At 43.3% G+C, this 14170-nt stretch carries 15 protein-coding genes and 1 pseudogene; 14 read left to right on the top strand and 2 right to left on the bottom strand.

Annotation, left to right across the window (positions count from 1 at the left end):
- Window positions 1-93 (top strand): annotated as a pseudogene (locus ACRN9H_RS03795) (IS5/IS1182 family transposase); the annotation flags it as partial.
- Window positions 94-186: 93 nt separating this feature from the next.
- Window positions 187-816, top strand: a complete 630-nt coding sequence (locus ACRN9H_RS03790; protein ID WP_432312523.1) for a 3'-5' exonuclease — start codon at window positions 187-189, stop codon at window positions 814-816.
- Window positions 817-1192: 376 nt separating this feature from the next.
- Here ACRN9H_RS03790 and ACRN9H_RS03785 read toward each other — a convergent pair whose 3' ends face one another.
- A complete protein-coding gene (locus ACRN9H_RS03785) occupies window positions 1193-1921 on the bottom strand; it encodes a DUF3334 family protein (RefSeq protein WP_432312522.1) in 729 nt (242 codons plus the stop codon).
- Between the two features lie 358 nt (window positions 1922-2279).
- Between ACRN9H_RS03785 and ACRN9H_RS03780 the strand changes: the two genes are divergently transcribed.
- The 12 genes from ACRN9H_RS03780 to ACRN9H_RS03725 all read left to right on the top strand — a co-directional run bounded on the left by ACRN9H_RS03780 (window position 2280) and on the right by ACRN9H_RS03725 (window position 12933).
- Window positions 2280-3917, top strand: coding sequence for a methyl-accepting chemotaxis protein (locus ACRN9H_RS03780; RefSeq protein WP_432312521.1), 1638 nt, complete (start codon window positions 2280-2282; stop codon window positions 3915-3917).
- A gap of 190 nt (window positions 3918-4107) precedes the next feature.
- Window positions 4108-4497: an ACT domain-containing protein gene (locus ACRN9H_RS03775; protein WP_432312520.1), complete on the top strand. Its 390-nt coding sequence runs from the start codon at window positions 4108-4110 to the stop codon at window positions 4495-4497.
- Window positions 4498-4532: 35 nt separating this feature from the next.
- Window positions 4533-4790 (top strand): HPr family phosphocarrier protein, encoded by a 258-nt coding sequence (locus ACRN9H_RS03770; protein ID WP_220774380.1) that lies wholly within the window; start codon window positions 4533-4535, stop codon window positions 4788-4790.
- Between the two features lie 118 nt (window positions 4791-4908).
- A complete protein-coding gene (gene ptsP, locus ACRN9H_RS03765; RefSeq protein ID WP_432312534.1) occupies window positions 4909-6612 on the top strand; it encodes a phosphoenolpyruvate--protein phosphotransferase in 1704 nt (567 codons plus the stop codon).
- Between the two features lie 72 nt (window positions 6613-6684).
- Window positions 6685-7194 (top strand): PTS glucose transporter subunit IIA, encoded by a 510-nt coding sequence (gene crr, locus ACRN9H_RS03760; protein ID WP_220774381.1) that lies wholly within the window; start codon window positions 6685-6687, stop codon window positions 7192-7194.
- Between the two features lie 270 nt (window positions 7195-7464).
- On the top strand, window positions 7465-7809 hold the full coding sequence (locus ACRN9H_RS03755) for an ArsC family reductase (protein WP_432312519.1): 345 nt from the start codon (window positions 7465-7467) through the stop codon (window positions 7807-7809).
- A complete protein-coding gene (gene dapE / locus ACRN9H_RS03750; protein WP_432312533.1) occupies window positions 7809-8948 on the top strand; it encodes a succinyl-diaminopimelate desuccinylase in 1140 nt (379 codons plus the stop codon). The genes ACRN9H_RS03755 and dapE overlap by 1 nt, the downstream gene beginning before the upstream one ends.
- Window positions 8942-9655 (top strand): M15 family metallopeptidase, encoded by a 714-nt coding sequence (locus ACRN9H_RS03745; protein ID WP_432312518.1) that lies wholly within the window; start codon window positions 8942-8944, stop codon window positions 9653-9655. Before dapE ends, ACRN9H_RS03745 begins: the two co-directional genes overlap by 7 nt.
- An 83-nt stretch (window positions 9656-9738) precedes the next feature.
- Window positions 9739-10569, top strand: a complete 831-nt coding sequence (locus ACRN9H_RS03740; RefSeq protein WP_432312517.1) for an alpha/beta fold hydrolase — start codon at window positions 9739-9741, stop codon at window positions 10567-10569.
- Window positions 10570-10758: 189 nt separating this feature from the next.
- Entirely contained in the window at window positions 10759-11376 is a 618-nt protein-coding gene (gene can, locus ACRN9H_RS03735) for a carbonate dehydratase (protein ID WP_076500346.1), read from the top strand.
- A gap of 532 nt (window positions 11377-11908) precedes the next feature.
- Window positions 11909-12646 (top strand): 8-amino-3,8-dideoxy-manno-octulosonate cytidylyltransferase KdsB, encoded by a 738-nt coding sequence (gene kdsB, locus ACRN9H_RS03730; protein WP_432312516.1) that lies wholly within the window; start codon window positions 11909-11911, stop codon window positions 12644-12646.
- A 35-nt stretch (window positions 12647-12681) separates the two neighbouring features.
- Complete coding sequence (locus ACRN9H_RS03725; protein ID WP_432312515.1) at window positions 12682-12933, top strand: DUF2897 family protein; 252 nt, start codon at window positions 12682-12684, stop codon at window positions 12931-12933.
- A gap of 196 nt (window positions 12934-13129) precedes the next feature.
- On the opposite strand, the gene ACRN9H_RS03720 is transcribed toward ACRN9H_RS03725, so the two are convergent.
- Window positions 13130-14134: a rhodanese-related sulfurtransferase gene (locus tag ACRN9H_RS03720; RefSeq protein ID WP_432312514.1), complete on the bottom strand. Its 1005-nt coding sequence runs from the start codon at window positions 14132-14134 to the stop codon at window positions 13130-13132.
- Between the last annotated feature and the right edge of the window lie 36 nt (window positions 14135-14170).

Raw genomic sequence — 14170 nt, 5'->3', positions numbered from 1 at the left:
GCAATATCAACAAGATATGACAAGCTAGCAAGAAATTACGCCAGTATGGTGTCACTGGCGTTTATGTTAATGTGGCTGCCGATGTATTGCTGAGCAACATTTGTACAGCAAAGATCAACAGACCCTAAGCATTTTCTTTTATTGCATCAAATGTTGATTCATTATTTTAAAGCCAAGGTAAGATCTATGCCTCAATCCGCCGCTAACACTTTGGTCGTACTCGACTTTGAAACCACGGGGCTATCGCCTTATCAAGGGGATCGCGCGATTGAGATCGGGGCGGTGTTGATTGAAGATGGTGTGATCACCCAAAGATTTTCTGAGTTAATGAACCCGGGATTCAGAATAAGTCGCTTTATTGAGGACTATACGGGGATCAGTAATCAAATGCTCAGCGATGCGCCACCTTGCGATGAAGTGATGGTGCGCTTTGCCCGCTTTATCGGCAATCATAATTTAGTCGCCCACAATGCAGCATTTGACCAACGTTTTTTAGATGCCGAGTTTGCTAAAATTCGCCACCGTTATCTTGGGCAATTTAGCTGCTCCTTACTGGTGGCAAGACGTTTATATCAAGCGGCACCCAACCATCAATTGGGCACCTTAGTGCGCTATAAACAGTTACCCACTGATGGCACCTTTCACCGTGCTTTAGCCGATGCTGAAATGACAGGCCATTTATGGCTGGCGATGCTAGCCGATCTAAAACAAGATTTTGGCCTCTGTTCACCGACCTTTGAATTACTGCAAAAGCTGACCAAGAAAAGCAAAGCCGATGTACCACGCTTTTTAAGTCAGCACGCCGTTAAAGTCTAGCGGATAAAAAAGAATAAACTCACGAGTCATTAAATGCCAAAGTATGGCTATTTTGAGTGTGACGATTCTGGTATTTTCATTTAACCTGCAATCAGAAAATTTAGCAACACCTTGAATATTTTGATAAATATCCACATTAACATGTCGATGATTGGTAGGTGCGCTGGACGCTATTGGCGGCGATACACCCGCACGATAAGCGATACCAATCGAGGTCCCTATCGTGTCATAAAGAGCATTTTACCTTAGTCATATATTGCCATGATGCTAAAACAGTTCAATTAGCTTTTATAGACGAATGCATTAACATCAGTCTATGTTCACGTTAACTGTGCCTGCATAGCCAATACGATTGGTATTACACTACTATTCCTGCTTAAATGCCAAGTTGATCAAGTAAATCATCGGCTTCATTATCAATTGCGTGCATCGCGATTGCGGGCTTATCAACATTTTTTACCAACGACGAGACATTTGAAGCTGAGCCCTTATTTACCCCTATCGTGCTGTGCAGCTCTAAAAGACTATCGGGATCGAACTCTTCATCATATACAAACTCATCTAAACGAATGAACTCGGTTTTGTCCATGGCAAATTCAAGGTAGAAAATATGATTATTTTCAGTTCTAAATGACACTCTGCGAGCAACAGCATCATCAAGATTTGCATCAATAGAAATAGTTAACTCTTTATTAATCGTTAACATTTTTGGCTGGCTTTGGCTGATCGATGTTTGTAATTCCTTAGAAATTTTATTAATAAAATCCCCTAAAATTTGGTTCATCAGTTCACCTATCACGTTACCTACTTCATCCGACGTATGTGAAAACGCGAGTTCAGCTTCAGGCATACCCATATTCAGCATGTAACGACGGTAAATTTCAATTGCAGCAGATGAGGAAAAATTAATCACTACCAGCCCTGAAAAACCACCATCAAAAATTGAAAAACAACCAAGATCGGGCTTAAGGCGAGTGCGTGCAATACTCTGCACCATACCCGCGTGAGTGACATGACTGGCACTGGTACTGGATAAGACGTGGGCGACTGAATGACACAGCTTCAGTAAAATATCATCCGACGTTACGATAGTATTATTGGTCATAATTGATTCTCAAACTGAATAATGGGTTAATATTGCGCGTAAATGCGTTAAAAATCAAAGTTAAAACAATTAATTAGCCTAATGCTATCATATTACTGGTGTTAACATAAACCTAACGTGTTGATATCTAATAGAACAGATAAAACGTCGTCAACTAAGCAACTTAAAAAATAGCGACACAAAAACAAATCTGGCTAATAAAGAAACACATTCAAATTGACTCTCCTTAATAATCTGCTTTAGATCAAATAAATTGAACTTTATTAAGCGGGTTAATTGAATTTACAGATTAGGTGATTCAATTAAAAATGATTCACGGGTATATTAACCTTCAATAATAATACCTTAAGGAACACCCATGATCACATTTTTGCGCCGATTTACCATTTTACAACGCTTAATGATGATGCTCCTTATGGCAGCTTTGGGCACGGTCTGTTTTGCTAGCTTTTCGATTAAAGAACAATACAGCAATTTAATCGAGCAAAAATGGCTACAGATCGATGGTCAACTCTCCAACGTATTAAGCATAATAGATGCATACCATCAAGATGCCATTAAAGGTAGGTTTAACGAAGATGGAGCTAAAAAAGCAGCAGCTAACTTAATCAATCAGACTCGCTATTCAGGCTCAGGCTACTTCATTGTGATTGATGATAAGAATCAAATTCTGGCCCACGGTGATAACGCGAGCTTAGTTGGTACCTCAGCATTAAATTTCAAGCTACCTAATGGCACCAACCCATTAGCCACTATGCTGCCATTAGCGCGGGCTCAATCGAAAACCACCCTCGAATATCCGATTGCCAATCCCATGACTAGAGCCATAGAAGATAAGCTCGCACAGGCCAGCTATTATCCGCAATGGGGCTGGACGGTGATAACGGGCGCCTATTTAAGCGATGTAAAAGCCAGTTTGCAATCTATCATTATCGATTACTTGATCATCATGTTTTTGATTTCGGTCCCAATTTTTGCTTTCTTTCTGGTACTCAACCGTTCTATTACCTCGCCTTTAAATGATGCCATTGATGCCCTTGAAAACATTGCCCAAGGTGAAGGCGATTTAAGTCAGCGCATTAGCACCCAAGGTAAAGATGAGGTTGCCCACCTCGCCCGCGCTTTTAATCTGTTTGCCCAAAAAATTGGCGACATGGTGGGCCAATTACAGCCTTTAGGCCAAGCATTAGACACTGATGCAAAACAGCTGTTAATTGCGGTAGAAGAGTCAAATCAAAGTACCGACCATATATACAAAGAAACCAGTAGTGTAGCCACCGCAATCAATCAGATGCTCTCTACCACGCATGAAATGGCGAGTAACACACAACAAGCGGCCGATGCAGCCAACAGCGTGAAACATCAAGCGCAGCAAAGCCAAATAGTGATCGATAACACGGTCAATAATACTGAAAAGCTGGTGGCAGAATTAAAAGCCTCTGAAGTCATTACCCAAAAGTTGGCTGTGGCTTCTCAGCAAATAGGTAACATACTCGATGTGATCCGCAGCATTGCCGACCAGACAAATTTGCTAGCCCTCAACGCCGCGATTGAAGCTGCGCGAGCGGGTACTCATGGCCGAGGTTTTGCTGTGGTGGCTGATGAAGTTCGCGCCCTAGCAACTCGCACGCAAGCTTCGACGAATGAGATCCAAAACATCATCAGTGAAATCCAATCGGGCGTGAGCTCAGTGATGAAAAGTAATAATCAGACTCAACTGCAATCCGATGAATTACAAGCACAAGCCTATGAAGCGGGTAAAGCGATGGCAGCTATCCTGCAATTAATCGCACATATTAGTGATATGAATACTCAACTGGCCAGTGCCACTGAAGAACAATCCCTTGTAACTGAAGAAATTAATCGCAATATTTGTAACATTTCTGAGTTAACTGAAGTCTCGGTTAAAGCTAACGAAAGTAACCGCTATGCCGCGCAGTCACTGCAAGACATTAGCCAAGGTATGTCAGGTACCTTAGGGCAGTTTAAAATCTAATGCTCTAACGACATGATGACTCACTAAAAAGGGTGCAACTAAGCACCCTTTTTATTAGCTTTTGTTGAGTAAGTTATTTTTAAAGCCCTGCTGTTGACAATAAGGCAGGCAGCTCAATACAAATTCAGTGTCACACTCTGGGTTTGATATGCGGTATGCTTTAGTTACAATACCCTAACGAGTAATTGCCATGCGCATGACCTTAGCTGTTCTTCCCGAACAATATACCATCCATAGCTTTAGCCCGAATGCCGTATTACCCAGCGAAGTGTTTGCCCAAGAAATCTATTTCATTGGCAAAACACCAGAAGGCTTATCTTTGGTTATTGACAGTGATGTCACACTCGATAGCTTAGAGCAAGAACACGGTTGGCGCTGTTTTGAAGTGCTAGGTCCACTTGGATTCTTGACTACAGGTCTCTTATCTAAAGTGACGAGTACCTTAGCAGACGAACATATCAGTATTTTTGCCATGTCGACCTTTGATACTGATTATATTTTAGTGAAATATAATCGGCTCAATCTTGCCATTGATGCCTTGAGAAAACAGGGCTATCACATCATAGAATCACAAAAGTGACGTGTAATATCTCCTTAAATATGAGTTCAGCCACTATGTACGAAAAAACAGTCACGATTATTGCTAAACATGGTATTCATACTCGTCCTGCGGCCCTATTAGTCAAAGAAGCCAAAACCTTTGACTGTGATGTGCTTGTCGAATGTAATGGCAAACAAGCCAGTGCTAAGAGTTTGTTTAAACTACAAACCTTAGGTTTATACTATGGCGTAACGGTTAAAGTATTTGCTGAAGGTGAGCAAGCACAAGCTGCGGTAGAAAAGGTTTCAGAACTCCTTATTACCCTAAGCTAGTCCAATTATTGTCACGCTTTAATGCATTTATCCCCACTCTTTACAAACTCAGCAGCACTCAATTAGACTCGCTATCGGCGAGAGAGCACTCAGTTCAGTGGTTAATTTAGGAATGAATATGTCAATAACGGGGATTATAGTGTCATCGGGAATCGCTTTTGGTCAGGCGCTTCACCTTATTCACACCGAACATCACCTTGATTATCGTCCGATTCCCCTGTCTAAAATCCCTCAACAACAGGGTAAGTTTGTTAAAGCATTAACAGAGTTACAAGCACAGCTGACGCATAGCCAAACAACATTAAGCCACGACTCAGATAACTATCAATTGATTGAGGCTGACTTACTTTTATTGCAAGATGATGCGTTAATTGAGCAAGTTAATGACGCTATTCGGACGCTACAATTGTCCGCCAGTGTGGCGGTCGAGCGTATATTCGCCCATCAAGCTAATGAGCTAGAGTCATTAGACGACCCTTATCTTGCTAATAGGGCTCAAGATGTACGCGCGTTGGGCCAAAGAGTCGTGGCAGCCATTAACGGCCATTTAGACCCCGGTTTTGCAACATTCGACACGCCAACGATATTATTAGCCCAAGATTTAACCCCTGCTGAATTTGCATTACTCCCCCGGGAAAACCTCTGTGGGATTGTGCTTAAAACTGGTGGCTTAACCAGCCATACGGCTATTTTAGCCAGAGCGGCGGGTATTCCTGCGATATTAAGTTGCCAGTTTGATGCCGACGCCATCCCCAATGGCATACCATTAGTGCTCGATGCGCTTAATGGTGAACTCTGTATTAACCCAAATCCTGAACAACAGGCAAAACTCACGGTTACCTTTCACCATGAACAGCTGCGCCGCGCAGCACTACAAGCCTATAAAGATGTCCCTGCACAAACCCTAGACGGCCACCAAGTGGGGTTAATGGCCAACGTGGGTAACCTGAACGACATCATCCATGTGAGTGATGTCGGTGCAGATGGCATCGGTTTGTTTCGTACTGAATTCATGTTGATGAACGTGAGCACCCTACCCGACGAAAAAGCCCAATACAGCTTATATTGCGAAGCTCTGCACGCGCTAGGCGGTAAAACCTTTACGATTAGAACGTTAGATATCGGTGCAGACAAAAAGCTTCCCTGCTTGTACCAAGAACAGGAAGATAATCCCGCTTTAGGCCTGCGCGGTATTCGCTACACCTTAGCCCACACCGAATTATTTAAAACCCAATTAAGAGCCATTTTGCGCGCCGCTAACCATGGTCCTATCCGCTTAATGTTTCCTATGGTTAATCAAGTCGAAGAGTTAGATGAGATATTTACATTAATAGCCCAGTGCCAAGATGCCTTAGAAGAGGAAGAAAAAGGCTACGGTGAACTCAGTTATGGCATCGTTGTTGAAACTCCCGCAGCAGTGCTGAATTTAGGCGCTATGTTACCAAGGCTTGATTTTGTCAGCATTGGCACGAATGACTTAACCCAATATGCGATGGCCGCAGATAGAACTAACCCGCAATTAACCCGCGATTATCCTTCTCTGTCCCCTGCCATTTTAGCGTTAATTAACATGACCATAATCCAAGCTAAAGCCGCCCATGTAAAAGTCTCACTTTGCGGCGAAATCGCCAGCTCACCGCATATTACGCCACTGCTCATTGGTATGGGATTAGATGAGCTCAGTGTTAACTTAAGCTCGCTCTTAGAAGTGAAAGCGGCGATTTGCCAAGGCAATATGCAACAATTTACCGCACTGGCACACACCGCATTACAACAAGATAGAATTTCAAACCTGCAGCAGTGTATAACAAGCTATAAATAGAGACATTTATTCGTTATGCTGCATCTATAGAATAAAAACGATGACCAAAACAAGTATAAGAGGCATGACATTATGGGATTTTTAAGCCGAATAAGGCGCTTGGTATCGGGTCAGTCTCAATTAGCGGGCGGTATCATGGTATATGCGCCAGTATCAGGCGATATTGTGGCAATCGAAAAGGTTCCCGATGTGGTTTTTGCCGAAAAAATTGTTGGTGATGGCATCGCTATCGCCCCAAAAGGTGAATTAATTCTTGCACCTATCGACGGCACTATTGGTAAAATTTTCGAGACTAATCACGCATTCAGTATTGAATCACCCCAAGGTTTAGAATTATTTGTCCACTTTGGTGTGGGCACAGTTGAACTCAGGGGAAGAGGTTTTACACGCTTAGCCGAAGAAGGCCAAGAAGTTAAAGTCGGCGATCCTATTTTGTCGTTTGATCTTGATTACCTTAAAGATCAAGTCGACAGCTTACTAACGCCTGTCGTACTTGCGAATATGGAAGACATTAAATACCTCGACAAAGCCCAAGGCAGTGTCGTTGCGGGTAAAGATGTTATTTTTACAGTACAGCTTTAAATTTTTCACAGTGCAGCTTTAGGTTAATGATTGCAATGCACTCTTTACCAGACGATATGATTTACCAGACAATATAGTTGGGGGAGCGATTCCCATGATAAGCGCCCTTTATGTTTTTAGGATAAATAAACAATATCGTGATAAATGCCTGAAAAAGCTAAGAATAAATTGTGTTGTCTTTTGGTCGCATATCGCACTAGTTACATGTGACACATTGCCTGCAAAAACAATGCTTGCTAGCCAAGCGTCCATCTACACTGGAGCATCATTTTGACCCTCTACGGTATTAAGAATTGCGATACAGTGCGTAAAGCACGTAAATGGATTGAAAATCATCAACTGCCAGTTAATTTCCACGATTTTAGAGATGACGGCTTACGTCAAGAAGACCTCGAACTCTGGTGCAACACCTTAGGTTGGGAAACCGTATTCAATAAGCGCAGTACTAGCTTTCGCGCACTTAGTGACGCAGATAAAACCGATATTAATCAAATCAAAGCCATTAAACTCATGTTAGCGCAGCCAACACTTATCAAGCGCCCCGTCCTTGCTGTCGGTGAACACATATTAGTGGGTTTTAACGAGGCCGATTATAAAAGAGTATTCTCGCTATGATGTCAGCTGATAATTACCCCGTAACTGAACTCACCAAAGCATTAATCGCTCGCCCTTCGGTGACACCGCTTGATGAAGGCTGCCAAACCTTAATGGCAGAACGATTAAGTACACTCGGCTTTAATATCGAAGCGATGATATTTGAAGACACCACTAATATGTGGGCACGGCGTGGCAATAAAGGTCCACTATTTTGTTTTGCAGGCCACACAGATGTGGTTCCAACAGGCGATGTGAGTCGCTGGCACACGCCGCCTTTTGTGCCCACTATTATCGATGGTTATTTATATGGCCGCGGCGCGGCAGATATGAAAGGTTCACTGGCGGCAATGATCATTGCCACCGAACGCTTTGTCGCAAAACATCCCGATCACCATGGTTCTATCGCCTTTTTGATTACCAGCGATGAAGAAGGCCCATTCATCAACGGCACAACGCGGGTCATTGATACCTTAGAGGCCCGCAACGAGAAGATTACCTGGGCGTTAGTCGGCGAGCCTTCATCTACCCTAAAGCTGGGCGATGTGGTCAAAAATGGTCGCCGCGGCAGTTTAACAGGCAACTTAACCGTGAAAGGCATTCAAGGCCACGTGGCCTATCCACACCTTGCCGATAATCCAATCCACAAAGCCGCGCCTTTCTTAACCGAGCTGAGCCAAATGCACTGGGATAATGGCAATGAGTTCTTTCCGCCCACCAGCTTCCAAATCGCCAATATTAATGGCGGCACCGGCGCATCGAATGTGATCCCCGGCGCACTGGACGTGATGTTTAACTTCCGTTACTCCACCGAAGTGACCGCCGACATCTTGATTGAGCGGGTTGAAGCCTTATTGAAAGCCCATGAGCTAGATTACGATATTAGCTGGATTTTCAATGGCCTACCATTTTTAACCGGCGATGGTCCATTACTTGATGCGACGCGTCACGCGATTCGCCAAGTCACTGGTTATGAAACCGATCCACAGACCACAGGCGGCACATCAGACGGACGTTTTATCGCGCCAACGGGTGCTAAAGTGTTAGAACTGGGCCCAGTTAACGCCACCATTCACAAAGTAAATGAATGCGTTAAAGTGGATGACCTTGAACAGTTAGCCCTGTGTTATGAAATTATCTTGGAACAACTGCTGTGCTAGCACATCTTAATATCCGCCCCGAAAATGCACGGCTTTATGGCTTAACCTCCTCAGACTTAGTGGAGTATTTAAGTCCACATCATCGTGGGTATCATAGCTTTTGGTTAGAGGCCAACACCGCTATTGCCTTTAATGCGATGGCGGCAAAAGCTAACGAAGCGGGCATAAAACTGGCTATCTGCTCCGCCTACAGACCATTTGAAAGGCAACTCGCTATTTGGAATGCTAAGGCCAGCGGCAAACGTGCGGTGTTGGATATTGATGAACAAGTGGTAAATATTCAGGGGCTGAATGATGATGCCATCGTCGACTTGATTTTACTCTGGTCGGCGCTTCCGGGCGCATCCCGCCATCACTGGGGCACTGATCTTGATGTATTCGATGCGGCGACGATTGATGTCAAAGCGCTGCGTCTTATTGAAGCAGAATATGTCGAAGATGGCCCCTGCGCCAAACTGCATGCTTGGTTGCTAGAAAATGCCTATGATTTTGGCTTTTATTTTCCCTTCCAACGTGGACAAAGTGCGGTGAGCCCTGAGCCTTGGCACATCAGTTATTTCCCCGAATCACAATTACTATTGCCTCAATTTGATCGCACTGAATTGGCCATCCTATTAGCCGACAGTGATATGTTGCTCAAACATGCTGTACTTGTCCGCTTAGATGCGCTCGTAGATGAATACGTACTACGTATCGCCCAGCCCTAACTACGAGTGTTCGCCAAGGTTAGGCCAATAACATCGTCAAGGTTGGAGCTTAACATAATGATATATTTGATTAAGTAGGTTTTATGGATTTTTCTTCACACTATCAACAATGTACTATTGCCGAGCGTAATTTAAGTTATCTCGATATCGGTACTGGCCCAGTATTGTTGTTCGGTCACAGTTATTTATGGGATAGCGCCATGTGGGCGCCACAAATCGCGGTGTTAAGTGCCCATTACCGCTGCATAGTGCCAGAACTTTGGGGCCATGGTCAGTCAGATTTACTCCCCGATAACTGCACGACCCTAGTCGATATTGCCGATCATATGTTGGCCTTAATGGATACCCTCGATATTGATAACTTTAGTATTATTGGGCTTTCTGTTGGCGCGATGTGGGGCGCGGAACTGGTGCTAAAAGCGCCAGCTAGAGTTAGCACTTTAGTCATGCTAAACAGTTTTATTGGTTTTGAACCCGAAGTGACTCGTGCTAAATATTATTCCATGCTGGATACTATCGCTACAGCGAATGCGATGCCTGCGGCGCTTATCAGTACCATTTCACCCTTGTTTTTCGCTAATCATGCCATAGATAACGCACCTGAGCGTGTCGCCGCTTTTAAGCACTCTCTGGCAAATATCACCGTAGAAAAAATCTCGACAATCGTTAAACTGGGACGGATGATTTTTGGTCGACGCGATACGATAGAATATGCTGAGCAGTTTACGCTACCTTGCCTTATCATGGCGGGGGTTGAGGATAAGGTACGTAGTGTATTAGAAAGCTATTTGATGAGTGATAGTATTGATGGTAGCCAACTGGTGCATATTCCGTCAGCAGGACACATTTCAACGCTTGAGCAAGCTGAGTTTATCAATCAACATTTAGTCACCTTTCTCGCGCGTTATTTATAAAACCGCCCCATATAAGGGGCCTATGTTATAAAAATAGCAAACATCATTAAGATTCAATCCGTTAATGTTGTCACGAATTGGATAGACCAGCACAGAAAAATTTACTGCTATACTCTTGCTAAAATAGTGCTACCAGCAAGAGCTAGAGCGTCATAAGACTTTTATGTGTCAACAAAACAATAGGTTACAATGAAACTACTTAAACCGCTATTTGACAATAACCGCCGCTGGGCCGGACGTATACGTCAAGAAACCCCTGATTTCTTTGAACAATTAGCTAAACAGCAACATCCTGAATACCTGTGGATTGGCTGCTCAGATAGTCGCGTACCGTCTAACCAAATTATCGATCTTATGCCTGGTGAAGTCTTTGTTCACCGTAATATCGCTAACATGGTGATCCATACCGATCTTAACTGCTTATCAGTACTGCAATATGCCGTTGATGTACTCAAAGTGAAGCACATTATGGTTGTCGGTCACTATGGTTGTGGTGGCGTGCGCGCCGCTATGGGTCAGCAACGCTTAGGGCTTATCGATAACTGGCTCGGGCATTTACGAGATATTTACCGTATCTATCAAGAAGAATTGTTACAGATGGATGAAGCCAAACGTTTTGATCGCCTGTGCGAACTTAACGTCATTGAGCAAGTTGCTAATGTTACCAGTTCAACCATAGTGCAGGAAGCATGGGATCGCGGCCAAGAAGTTGCAGTGCATGGCTGGATTTACGGTATTGATAACGGCTTACTCACCGATTTAGATGTCACGGTTGACCGCGAACATGGATTAGCCCATCCACGCTAATGATTCGCTTTTGGGCGGGTGTCATCATGCTAAGTTCGTGTAAAAATTAAATAAAACCTGCCTCTGTGCAGGTTTTATTCTTACATGGCTACTTTTAACAATTAAACATCGCAAGGGGCTTTTACCCCAGTTATAATCCGCCTATACGTCAAAACGCTAAAGAAAACCCTACATAACCTGAACTCTGGATAGTGGCTGTGGTAACTGATTAATCTTATTACCTTATTCACAACATTAACTCTACAGAGTGAGTTTTTCGTTATCAAGGCAAGTTTGTGTACCTAATAGCGGGCTATTAGTAGCAAAGTTAACGCAGATAAAGGGAAAAATAGCCTGTAGAGACGCAGAGCTTATCCCGAGTTCAGGTTACATACTCTACTTTCAATAATAGAGACATAAGCGTAGGAAATCATAGGCAACATGTTGACGACTTTTTTCTGCCGCATCTAGGCTCTATTACATATCAAAAGCGCTCATTACGAGCTCTTTTGCTGACTAAACTGTATGCATTTGATAAAAATAGGATAATTTGATGAATGTTACTCTTTTAATCCCCGCTCGTTATGCTTCAAGCCGCTTTCCGGGTAAACCCTTAGCGCTGATTAATGGCAAACCTATGATCCAACATGTGTATGAACGCGCATCGTTAGCCAAAGGTCTGACTAACATTTATGTCGCGACCGATGATGATCGCATTAAGTCTGTTGTTGAAGGATTTGGCGGCAATGTTGTTATGACCAGCCCAGATGCAGCATCAGGTACAGATCGTATCAATGAAGCGATAAGTCTCTTAGGGCTAAAAGATGACGACTTGGTGATCAACCTGCAAGGCGATCAGCCACTAATTAATCCCACTTCTATTGAACAGTTAATCAATCTATTTAAAGATCAGCCTGGTGAGTTTGAAATGGCCACTTTAGGTTTAGTGATTGATAATAAAGCTGAGCTTGATGACCCAATGCATGTGAAGATGGTTTTTGATAACAACGACTTTGCCCTGTATTTCTCTCGTGCTCGCATTCCCTTTGGTCGTGATACGCAAGATTACCCTGTTTATAAGCATTTAGGCGTTTACGCTTATACCCGCAAATTCGTACAAGCTTTTGCCGCGCTGCCATTAGGTCGCCTAGAAGAACTGGAAAAACTTGAACAATTACGCGCCCTAGAGCATGGTTATAAGATCAAAATAGCTATTAGCGATTTTGATTCCGTCGAAGTCGATGTGCCAGATGACATTCGTAAATGTGAGCAAAGATTAGCGGCTAAGTAATTGCATTGTTGGTCTTTTTGAAATAGGAGCTGAGTATGTCAACCTTAGAAGTTTGGATCCTGATTATTTTGATCCTTGGTGTCATTGCCAGTAATCTTGCCGCACTCAAATACAGTGCTAAGTTTAAGCTGCCGCAATTTGGTCAGCATGACAAAGATAAACAGATAAAGACAAGCGATGACGATCCTGATAAAACGCCTAGTGAAGCAGATAATGACACATCATTACAGCCAACCTCAGCGACAGAGACGAGTTCAGAGCCTAATACAAAGGATCGCAAAGAGTAATCAGTGCTTAAGCGTGTTTATTTTATTTTTAAAAAGGCGCTAAATGCGCTTTTTTAATAAAATAATTCAACCAAAATGCTTTAAAGCCAATTGTTGTAGCGGGTCTTTTCGCGCAAACACACAATAAAGAATGAAAAAATGGCCCGAACAAGTCGGGCCACAGTGCACATTATATTAATGACTCATGCAGTATGCTTTATACCACTGGTGATTTTTTCGCGTTATTTTTCTCAGCGGCGAGTCGACGCTGCGCTTCTTTCTGCTCGCGGCGGGCTTCAATCACTTGATTTACATCGCTGCCGATATGCGCTTCATTACGGGCTTTTGCCAGATTCACTTGGCGTTCACGCTCAACAAAACGTTTACGCTGCTCGTCGGAAATCTTATCAATACAATGCGGACAACTCACGCCTTGCACATAGGCAGGGCTCTGTTTCTCAACTTCTGTGATGGGCATACGACAAGCATTACATTGATCATATTGGCCTTTCTTTAAATCATGATTTACCGCAACACGATTATCGAATACGAAACACTCGCCTTCCCACAGGCTTTCTTCTGCTTTAACTTCTTCAAGGTATTTTAGAATGCCGCCTTCGAGATGATACACCTCATCAAAGCCTTGCTCTTTCAAATACGCGGTTGATTTCTCACAGCGAATACCACCAGTACAGAACATAGCCACTTTTTTATGTTTGGCAGGATCAAGATTCTGCTTCACATATTCAGGGAATTCTCTGAAGGTTTCGGTTACTGGATTAACCGCATTTTTAAAGGTGCCGATTTGAACCTCATAGTCGTTACGAGTGTCGACTAAAATCACGTCGGGATCTGAGATCAGCGCATTCCAATCTTGCGGCTTAACGTAAGTGCCAACGACTTTTAAAGGGTCAATCCCTTCAATGCCCATAGTCACTATTTCGTTTTTCAATTTAACTTTAGTGCGATAGAACGGCATTTCATCGTCAAATGACAGTTTATGAACAATTTTGTCTAGGCCATTTTGGCTATTAAGCCAAACTAATAGTGCTTCGATAGCTTGTTCACTGCCAGCGACGGTGCCATTAATCCCCTCACTTGCCAGTAGTAAAGTGCCTTTGATTTCGGCCTGTTCCATCATCTCGAGCAGCGGTGCTCGAATCGATTCAAAATGCGGTAACGACACAAATTTATATAACGCACACACGACAACTTTAGCCATAACACCCTCTTTGCTGGCTGGAACTTCATTTCCAGT

The sequence above is a fragment of the Shewanella sp. MF08487 genome (genome assembly GCF_050848685.1).
In the GTDB taxonomy this organism is placed as follows: domain Bacteria; phylum Pseudomonadota; class Gammaproteobacteria; order Enterobacterales; family Shewanellaceae; genus Shewanella; species Shewanella glacialipiscicola.
This window is presented reverse-complemented; position numbering and strand designations above follow the sequence as displayed.

Bases quoted from the DNA above. Each gene is read 5' to 3' on its own strand.
- ACRN9H_RS03790 (WP_432312523.1), top strand. From the start codon at position 187: ATGCCTCAATCCGCCGCTAACACTTTGGTCGTACTCGACTTTGAAACC.
- ACRN9H_RS03785 (WP_432312522.1), bottom strand. From the start codon at position 1,921: ATGACCAATAATACTATCGTAACGTCGGATGATATTTTACTGAAGCTG.
- ACRN9H_RS03780 (WP_432312521.1), top strand. From the start codon at position 2,280: ATGATCACATTTTTGCGCCGATTTACCATTTTACAACGCTTAATGATG.
- ACRN9H_RS03775 (WP_432312520.1), top strand. From the start codon at position 4,108: ATGCGCATGACCTTAGCTGTTCTTCCCGAACAATATACCATCCATAGC.
- ACRN9H_RS03770 (WP_220774380.1), top strand. From the start codon at position 4,533: ATGTACGAAAAAACAGTCACGATTATTGCTAAACATGGTATTCATACT.
- ptsP (WP_432312534.1), top strand. From the start codon at position 4,909: ATGTCAATAACGGGGATTATAGTGTCATCGGGAATCGCTTTTGGTCAG.
- crr (WP_220774381.1), top strand. From the start codon at position 6,685: ATGGGATTTTTAAGCCGAATAAGGCGCTTGGTATCGGGTCAGTCTCAA.
- dapE (WP_432312533.1), top strand. From the start codon at position 7,809: ATGTCAGCTGATAATTACCCCGTAACTGAACTCACCAAAGCATTAATC.
- ACRN9H_RS03740 (WP_432312517.1), top strand. From the start codon at position 9,739: ATGGATTTTTCTTCACACTATCAACAATGTACTATTGCCGAGCGTAAT.
- can (WP_076500346.1), top strand. From the start codon at position 10,759: ATGAAACTACTTAAACCGCTATTTGACAATAACCGCCGCTGGGCCGGA.
- kdsB (WP_432312516.1), top strand. From the start codon at position 11,909: ATGAATGTTACTCTTTTAATCCCCGCTCGTTATGCTTCAAGCCGCTTT.
- ACRN9H_RS03725 (WP_432312515.1), top strand. From the start codon at position 12,682: ATGTCAACCTTAGAAGTTTGGATCCTGATTATTTTGATCCTTGGTGTC.
- ACRN9H_RS03720 (WP_432312514.1), bottom strand. From the start codon at position 14,134: ATGGCTAAAGTTGTCGTGTGTGCGTTATATAAATTTGTGTCGTTACCG.